Source organism: Fundidesulfovibrio sp., assembly GCF_058402725.1.
On the sequence record NZ_JBZVFJ010000038.1, the window covers coordinates 20153 to 27027 of the forward strand.

The 6875-nt window shown below is 70.7% G+C and carries 6 protein-coding genes; 4 read left to right on the plus strand and 2 right to left on the minus strand.

Annotated features, from left to right (window positions below):
* Positions 1 to 99: 99 nt before the first annotated feature.
* Entirely contained in the window at positions 100 to 2205 is a 2106-nt protein-coding gene (locus tag ACV4UX_RS07160) for a SpoIIE family protein phosphatase (protein WP_491592630.1), read from the minus strand.
* A gap of 79 nt (positions 2206 to 2284) precedes the next feature.
* Positions 2285 to 2755 (minus strand): EVE domain-containing protein, encoded by a 471-nt coding sequence (locus ACV4UX_RS07165; protein ID WP_491592631.1) that lies wholly within the window; start codon positions 2753 to 2755, stop codon positions 2285 to 2287.
* A 149-nt stretch (positions 2756 to 2904) separates the two neighbouring features.
* Between ACV4UX_RS07165 and ACV4UX_RS07170 the strand changes: the two genes are divergently transcribed.
* From ACV4UX_RS07170 to ACV4UX_RS07185, 4 genes are all read left to right on the plus strand, one after another.
* Positions 2905 to 3564: a TetR/AcrR family transcriptional regulator gene (locus ACV4UX_RS07170; RefSeq protein WP_491592632.1), complete on the plus strand. Its 660-nt coding sequence runs from the start codon at positions 2905 to 2907 to the stop codon at positions 3562 to 3564.
* 139 nt (positions 3565 to 3703) lie between these two features.
* Positions 3704 to 4075: a nuclear transport factor 2 family protein gene (locus tag ACV4UX_RS07175; protein WP_491592633.1), complete on the plus strand. Its 372-nt coding sequence runs from the start codon at positions 3704 to 3706 to the stop codon at positions 4073 to 4075.
* A 34-nt stretch (positions 4076 to 4109) separates the two neighbouring features.
* A complete protein-coding gene (locus ACV4UX_RS07180; RefSeq protein WP_491592634.1) occupies positions 4110 to 5741 on the plus strand; it encodes a UbiD family decarboxylase in 1632 nt (543 codons plus the stop codon).
* Positions 5742 to 5876: 135 nt separating this feature from the next.
* On the plus strand, positions 5877 to 6875 hold a 999-nt coding region (locus ACV4UX_RS07185), incomplete at its 3' end, for a UbiD family decarboxylase domain-containing protein (RefSeq protein WP_491592635.1).

The window sequence follows — 6875 nt, forward strand, 5'->3', positions numbered from 1 at the left end:
TCCGTGTGGGAAGTGCGCAAACAGTCCTCGTGGGGAATGTCGTCGGATGAATCGCCCGGGTACTGCCGCGCGGCGCGGGCGTCAAGTCCTCCCGGCGCGTCAGCCGGTGGCCTTCACCGCCACCAGGGTCACGTCGTCCTCCAGGGGCAGGCCCTCCTTGAACTCCTTGAGGTCCGCCATGAGGGCGTTGACCACTGCGGAGGCTGCGGCGTGGGCGTTGGCGGCCAGCACGGCCTTGAGGCGCTCGCGGCCGTACATGGTCCCGGCCGGGTTCACGGCCTCGTGGATGCCGTCGGTGTACAGCAGGAGGATCTGGCCGGGTTCCAGCCAGGGGCGTCGTTTCTCGATGTAGGTCCAGTCCGGCTCCACGCCCAGGGGGATGCCCGGCCCCATGAGGATTTCGAAGGTCCCGGCGCGCGGGTCGTGCAGGATGGCCGGGTCGTGCCCGGCGCGGCACCAGATCAGCTCCCGGGCCTTGTGGTCCAGACGCAGGAAGAAGAGCGTGATGAAGCGTCCCGAGAGCTGGGTGTCCTGCCAGAGCAGGCGGTTCACCTCGGTGAGCAGGAGCGCCGGGCCGGGCAGGCCCATGGCCCGACCGCGCAGGAGCGCCCGGCCCGAGGCCATGAAGAGCGCTGCGGGCATTCCGTGCCCGGTCACGTCGCCCACCACGATGTCGGCGTGGGCGGCGTCCTCCTGGGCGAATTCCAGGAAGTCGAAGTAGTCGCCGCCGGTCTCGTCGCAGTAGAGGCTGGTGGCGGCCACGTCCAGGCCCCGGATGTCGGGCGGGCGGTGGGGCAGAAGGTGCTGCTGCACCTCCATGGCCAGGGCCATGTCGCCCTTGAGCTTCAGGCGTTCCAGCAGGTGCGGGGCCATGTCGTTGAAGGCGTGGGCCAGTTCGGCCAGTTCGTCGCGCCCGCGCGCCGGGGCCCGGGCCTCGAAATCGCCCGTGGCGAGCCTGCGGGCCGCCAGGGCCAGCTCCTGCACCGGGCGCGTGGCCGCCCGCGAGACAGCCAGGGCCAGCCCCGCCACGGCCAGGGCCACGGCGGCCACGAACCAGCCCATTCGGGCGGCCATGCGGTCCACGTCGGCCAGCACCAGGGCCTCAGCCTCCAGCGCTCCGGCGATCACCTCCCCGCGCGGGGTGAGCAGGGCCACGGCCAGCTCCCTGCCCGTCACGGGGGCGTAGGCCAGCAGGCTGTCCTGCCCGGCGACGGGCAGGCGGCGCACCCCGGAGCGGCCCTGTGAGAGGTCGTGCGCCACGGCGGCCAGGGCCTCGCGGTCCGGGGAGGTCAGGCGCACCAGCTCCACGGGGGCCTTCCAGTCAAGGGCTTCGCGGGCGTAGTCGCGGGAGGCCACCACCACGGGGTCGGGCAGCCCGGCTAGGTCGCCGGGCTTCACCGAGAGCACCAGGGTGCGCATGCGGCCCTGGACGTTGCGGGAGGGATCGCTCTTCAGGAACAGGGCCCCCATGGGAATGTCCAGCCCGGCCACGCCCAGCAGGCGGCCGTCCGGGGCCGTGACGGCCAGGGCCATGGTGGCCATCACCTGGCGGGTGACGGCGTCGGCCATGACGCTCCAGGTGATGCCCTGCTCCCTGGCGGCGCTGCGGTACCAGGGTCTGCGGCGCGGGTCGTAGTCCCGGGGATAGCCGCCGTGGCCTGGGTAGGCCATGTGCAGGCCCGTGGCGAGGCCCACGTAGCCGAAGGCCATGAGGTCCTGGTGGCGGGCGAAGAGCGTGCGCATCAGGGGCAGCATGTCCGAGAGCGCCCGGGCTTCGCGCAGGGCCTCGGGGGGTGAAAGCTCCGGGGGCGTGTGGAACACCAGATGCTCGTAGGAGCCGGGCACGTCGGAATCCACGAGCGGCACGAGCCGTTCCGGCGGCACGGCCCCTGCGTCGAAGTCCGTGCCGAAGAGGACCGGGACGTCCTTTCGGCGCGCCGGGGCCTCCAGCATGCGGGCGGCCTCCACGGCCATGAGCGAGAGGGAGGTTTCCAGCAGGTCCAGGGCGTCGGAGCAGCCCTCGGCCAGCATCTCGGCCGAGTGCACCAGTTCGCGGGCGGCCACGGCCTCCAGCCGGGCGGCGGTGTCGGCGGAGAGCCTGAGGCCCAGGTCGGTGGCCTGGCGCCAGTCGAACCAGCCCAGGGCGCACAAGGGGACGAGCACCGCCGCGAGCAGCAGGGCCGAGAGTTTTGACCGGATGCGCATGGACCGCTCCCAGATGGACGACGCGTACGTTCCGCCCTGCATAGGCTCTTGTCCGCCTCGGGGCAAGGCGGCAGGGGGTTTAGTCTCCCCGGCCCATGGCCCGCACGATCTCGAATTCCCTCTCGCCCACGGGCATCACCGAGAGTCGCGAGCCCCGGCGCAGAAGCTCCATGCCCGCCAGCTCCGGGACCAGGCGCATGGCCGCCAGGGGCACGGGCCGGGAGAAGGTCTCCGCCAGGCGCACGTCCACGGCGTACCACTGGGGGCGCTCCGGGGTGGAGCGGGGATCGAAGTGGCGGTCTTCGGGGTCGAAGGCGGTGGGGTCCGGGTATCCGGCGCGCACCACCTCCGCCACGCCCACGGCCGAGGGGTCGGTGACGCTGTGGTAGAAGAGCGCCAGGTCGCCCACGGCCATGGCGTCGCGCAGGAAGTTGCGCGCCTGGAAGTTGCGCACGCCGGTCCAGGCGGTGGTCTGTCCGGGCGCGGCGGCCAGATCGGCGATGGAGTAGCAGCCGGGTTCGGTTTTCAGAAGCCAGAAGGCTTGGGCCATGGCGAGGCCTCCTCGGGGGATCGCGATGGGCCTTCCTGCCACAAGGCGAGCGGGCGCGCCAGCGCGCCGGGCCTTGCCGGAACGGGGCGCAAGGCGTACACCACGCGCCAAGACGCCTCCCCTGCGGCCATCCGGGAGGCCAGGACGCCATGCCCACCATGCCACGCCGCGACAGGCCCCGCTACGGCCACAGGGAAACCATCGACCTCCAGTCCCAGACGGTGCTCCGCATCCTGGACGCCGCCGCCACCCTCTTCGCGGAGCACTGCTACGAGGGCACGCGCATCGACGACATCGCGGCCCGGGCCGGGGTGAACAAGGCCACCATCTACTACCACATCGGCGGCAAGGAGCGCGTCTACCAGGTGGTGCTCCTGCGCCACTTCACCGAACTGGCCGACAGGATGGAGGAGCGCATGGCCGGGTGCGCGGACCCGCTGGAGGGCCTGCGCCTGGTGGTGCGCCTGCACGCCGAGGCCTTCGCGGCCGACAACCGCCTGCCGCGCACCGTGGCCCATGAGATGGCCGGGGGCTCGCGGCGCATCACCACGGAGATCGTGGCCGCCTACGGGCGCATCCACGCCATCACGGCGCGCCACCTGCGCGCCGGGGTGGCCTCGGGCCGCCTGCGCGGCGTGAAGCCGGGCGCGCTCCAGGTGCTCCTGGCGGGCTCGCTCCTGGTGAGCACCATCAACGCCCCCTTCCGCGAGCAGCTCTCCAGCGTGCTCATGCCCGGCGAGATGGCCTCCCTCGAAGAGATGGCCGCGCTGCTCGAAGACATCCTGCGCGAGTTCCTGGCCCGCCCCTGAGGCCTCTCGGTTTCCCTCCCGCGCTCTTTCCCCGGGTGCGCCGCCCTGTTGCGCGTTGACTCAACCAACCGGTTGGTGCATAGGATTGAACCATGCGCAGACCCCGCTCACGGGGTCGACACCGCGCTGCGGAGCCCCCATGCTCGTGGACGAGGAAACCGCCCGAAGGCTCGCGGAAGCGCTCGTCGCGGCCTTCAACGACCGCGACGAGGCCAGGCTGCACGCCCTCTTCAGCGAGGACGTGGTGATGCGCAGCCCCGTCATCTACCAGCTCATGGGTTCGGAGGGCGTCCTGCGCGGGCGCGAGGCCGTGGCCCCCTACCTGCGCCTTGTCTACACCCAGATGCGGCACACGCGCTTCAGGCTCCTGGGCGTCTACTGCGGCGCGGGCTGCTTCGCCATGCGCTGCTCCACCGTGTTCGAGAAGGAGGCCGTGGAGTTCTTCGAGGTGGACGACAAGGGCCTCATCACCTCCTGGAACGCCTGCTTCGATTCGCTCAAGCTGCCCTGACGCCCGATTCGCACCCCCCCCCCGAGGAGATCCCATGCCCCAGACGCCCGGCTCCGGCCGCGACCTGACCGATCACCTGGAGCTGCTCAAGGCCAACGGCCTGCTCCACGTGGTGGACCGCCCCATCGACAAGGACAGCGAACTGCACCCCCTGGTGCGCTGGCAGTACCGGGGGCACATCCCCGAACCCGAGCGCAAGGCCTTCCTCTTCACCAACGTCACCGACGCCAAGGGCCGCTCCTACCCCGGAGCGGGCGTGACCGTGGGCGCGCTGGCGGGCAACCGTGCCATCTACGCCCTTGGCATGGGCTGCCCCGAGGAGGCCATCGGGGAGACGTGGATCAAGGCCATGGCCAACCCGGTGGCCCCGCGCGTTGTGGAGAAGGCCCCCTGCCAGGAGGTGGTGCTCGCCGGGGACGATCTCAAGGGCGAGGGCAAGGGCCTGGACGCCCTGCCCATCCCGGTCTCCACGCCGGGCTGGGACACGGCCCCCTATTTCACGGCCGCCCTCTGGGTGAGCCGCGACCCGGACTCCGGCATCCAGAACATGGGGCTCTACCGGGGCAACCTCAAGGCCAGCGACCGCGTGGCCGTGATGATGGAGCGCTCCACCCTGGCGGGCGGCGGCGTGCACTGGGAGAAGTACCGCAAGCGCGGCGAGCCCATGCCCGTGGCCGCCGTGCTGGGCGCGCCGCCCCTGGTGGCCTTCACCGGACCCCAGAAGCTGCCCCTGGACGTGGACGAGCTCACCGTGGCGGGCGCGCTGGCCGGCAGCCCAGTGGAAGTGGTGCGCTGCAAGACCGTGGACCTCCTCGTGCCCGCCCATGCCCAGGTGATCGTGGAGGGCTTCATCGACACCTCCCGCCTGGAGCCCGAAGGCCCCTTCGGGGAGTCCCACGGCTACATGGCCCTGGAGGAGTACAACTACTCCATGACCGTCACGGCCATCACCCGGCGCGAAAACTACGTGATCAGCTCCATCATCAGCCAGGTGACGCCCTGCGAGTCCAGCGTGATCAAGAAGGTGGCCTACGAGCCCCTCTACCTGGCCCATCTGCGCGACACCCTGAACATCAAGGGCGTTACGCGCGTCTCCATGCACGAACCGCTCACCAACCTGCGCCGCTTCCTGTTCGTCAGCGTGAAGGCGGGCACGCCGCGCACCGAGATCTGGCGGGCCCTGGAGGGCGCGGCCTCCTTCACCCCGGCCATCGGCAAGTTCTGCATCGCCATCGACGAGGACATTGATCCCGAGAACGCCGACCATGTGCTCTGGGCCATGGCCTACCGCTGCAACCCCGCCCAGGACACCCACGTGATCCCCTTCCGGGGGCCGGGGCACGGGCCCAAGCTCAAGGGTTCCGACGGCGACGCCACCATGCTCGTGGACGCCACCGCCAAGGGGACCTACCCCCCCGTGGCCCTGCCCAAGCGCGAATACATGGAGCGCGCCCGCGTGCTCTGGGAGGAGCTGGGCCTGCCCCGGCTCACGCCCGAATCGCCCTGGAGCGGCTACTCCCTGGGCGACTGGTCCGAGGAGTGGGACGCCTGCGCCCTGCGCGCCGCCAAGGGCGACTGGATGGCCAACGGGCGGCGCAGCGCCGCCAACATGAGCGCCACGGCCAGCCCCCAGGAGCCCGCCGTGGGCATCGTCTTCAAGGAGTAGCCAGGAGGCTCCCGGCCTTTGTCCCCGACGCGCCGCGCCGGGACGGGGAGGCCGGATCGTTGTCACGCGCCAACCGGTTGGTTGAACGGCGGGGGACACCGCCGGAACTCCGACGCAAGCCGCAGGAGATGGGGAATGCAAAAAGGCTTCAAGAAACAGTACGACGACCTCAACGACCACCTGGCCAAGCTCGACAAGGCGGGGCTGCTCTGGACCGTCGACGCCCCCATGAACAAGGACCGCCACCTCCACCCCTTCGTGCGCTGGGGCTACGTGGGCGACGTGGGCACCGTGACCAGCAACAACCCCAAACGGGCCTTCCTCTTCACCAACGTCACCGACTCCAAGGGCCGCTCCTACCAGGGCGACTGCGACGTGATGGTGGGCGGCACGGCGGGCTCCCCCGCCATCTACGCCGCGTCCCTGGGCATCGAGGACTCCGGCGAGGACATCTCCGCCCTGGGCCAGAAGATCTACGAAAAGTGGGTGCACGCCTTCCAGAACCCCGTGGCCGCCGTGGAGATCCCCTCCGAGGAGGCCCCGGTGCACGAGCTGATCCTTGAAGGCGACGCCCTCAAGGGCGGCGCGGGCAAGGGCCTGGACACCCTCCCCGTGCCCAACAACACTCCCGGCTGGGACACCGCCCCCTACTTCTCCGCCGGGCTGTGGATCACCACAGCCCCGGATTCGCCCATCCAGAACTACAGCCAGCAGCGTTGCAGCCTCAAGGCCTCGGACCGCATGACCGCCATGTGGCTCATCCAGACCAACAGCGGCGCGCACCAGCACTGGAAGCAGTACAAGGAGCGCGGCGAGAAGATGCCCGTGGCCCTGGTGGTGGGCGCGCCCCCGGCGCTCCAGGTCATCGGGCCGCAGAAGACCCCCGAGAACCTGGACGACCTGGACGTGGCGGGCGGCCTGGCCGGGGTCCCCTTCCGCAAGGTGAAGGCCAGGACCGTGCCGCTCTACGTCCCGGCCGACGCCCAGATCATCATCGAAGGCTGGATCGACCCCTCCAAGCTGGAGATGGAGGCCCCCTTCGGAGAGTCCTACGGCAACATGAGCGTGGAGGAGTACAACCACTCCATCGAGGTGACGGCCATCACCCGGCGCAAGAAGGCCACCATCACCTCC

What these genes read in the sequence shown, in the direction of transcription:
- ACV4UX_RS07160 (WP_491592630.1), bottom strand. Translation starts at nt 2,205, where the DNA reads ATGCGCATCCGGTCAAAACTCTCGGCCCTGCTGCTCGCGGCGGTGCTC.
- ACV4UX_RS07165 (WP_491592631.1), bottom strand. Translation starts at nt 2,755, where the DNA reads ATGGCCCAAGCCTTCTGGCTTCTGAAAACCGAACCCGGCTGCTACTCC.
- ACV4UX_RS07170 (WP_491592632.1), top strand. Translation starts at nt 2,905, where the DNA reads ATGCCCACCATGCCACGCCGCGACAGGCCCCGCTACGGCCACAGGGAA.
- ACV4UX_RS07175 (WP_491592633.1), top strand. Translation starts at nt 3,704, where the DNA reads ATGCTCGTGGACGAGGAAACCGCCCGAAGGCTCGCGGAAGCGCTCGTC.
- ACV4UX_RS07180 (WP_491592634.1), top strand. Translation starts at nt 4,110, where the DNA reads ATGCCCCAGACGCCCGGCTCCGGCCGCGACCTGACCGATCACCTGGAG.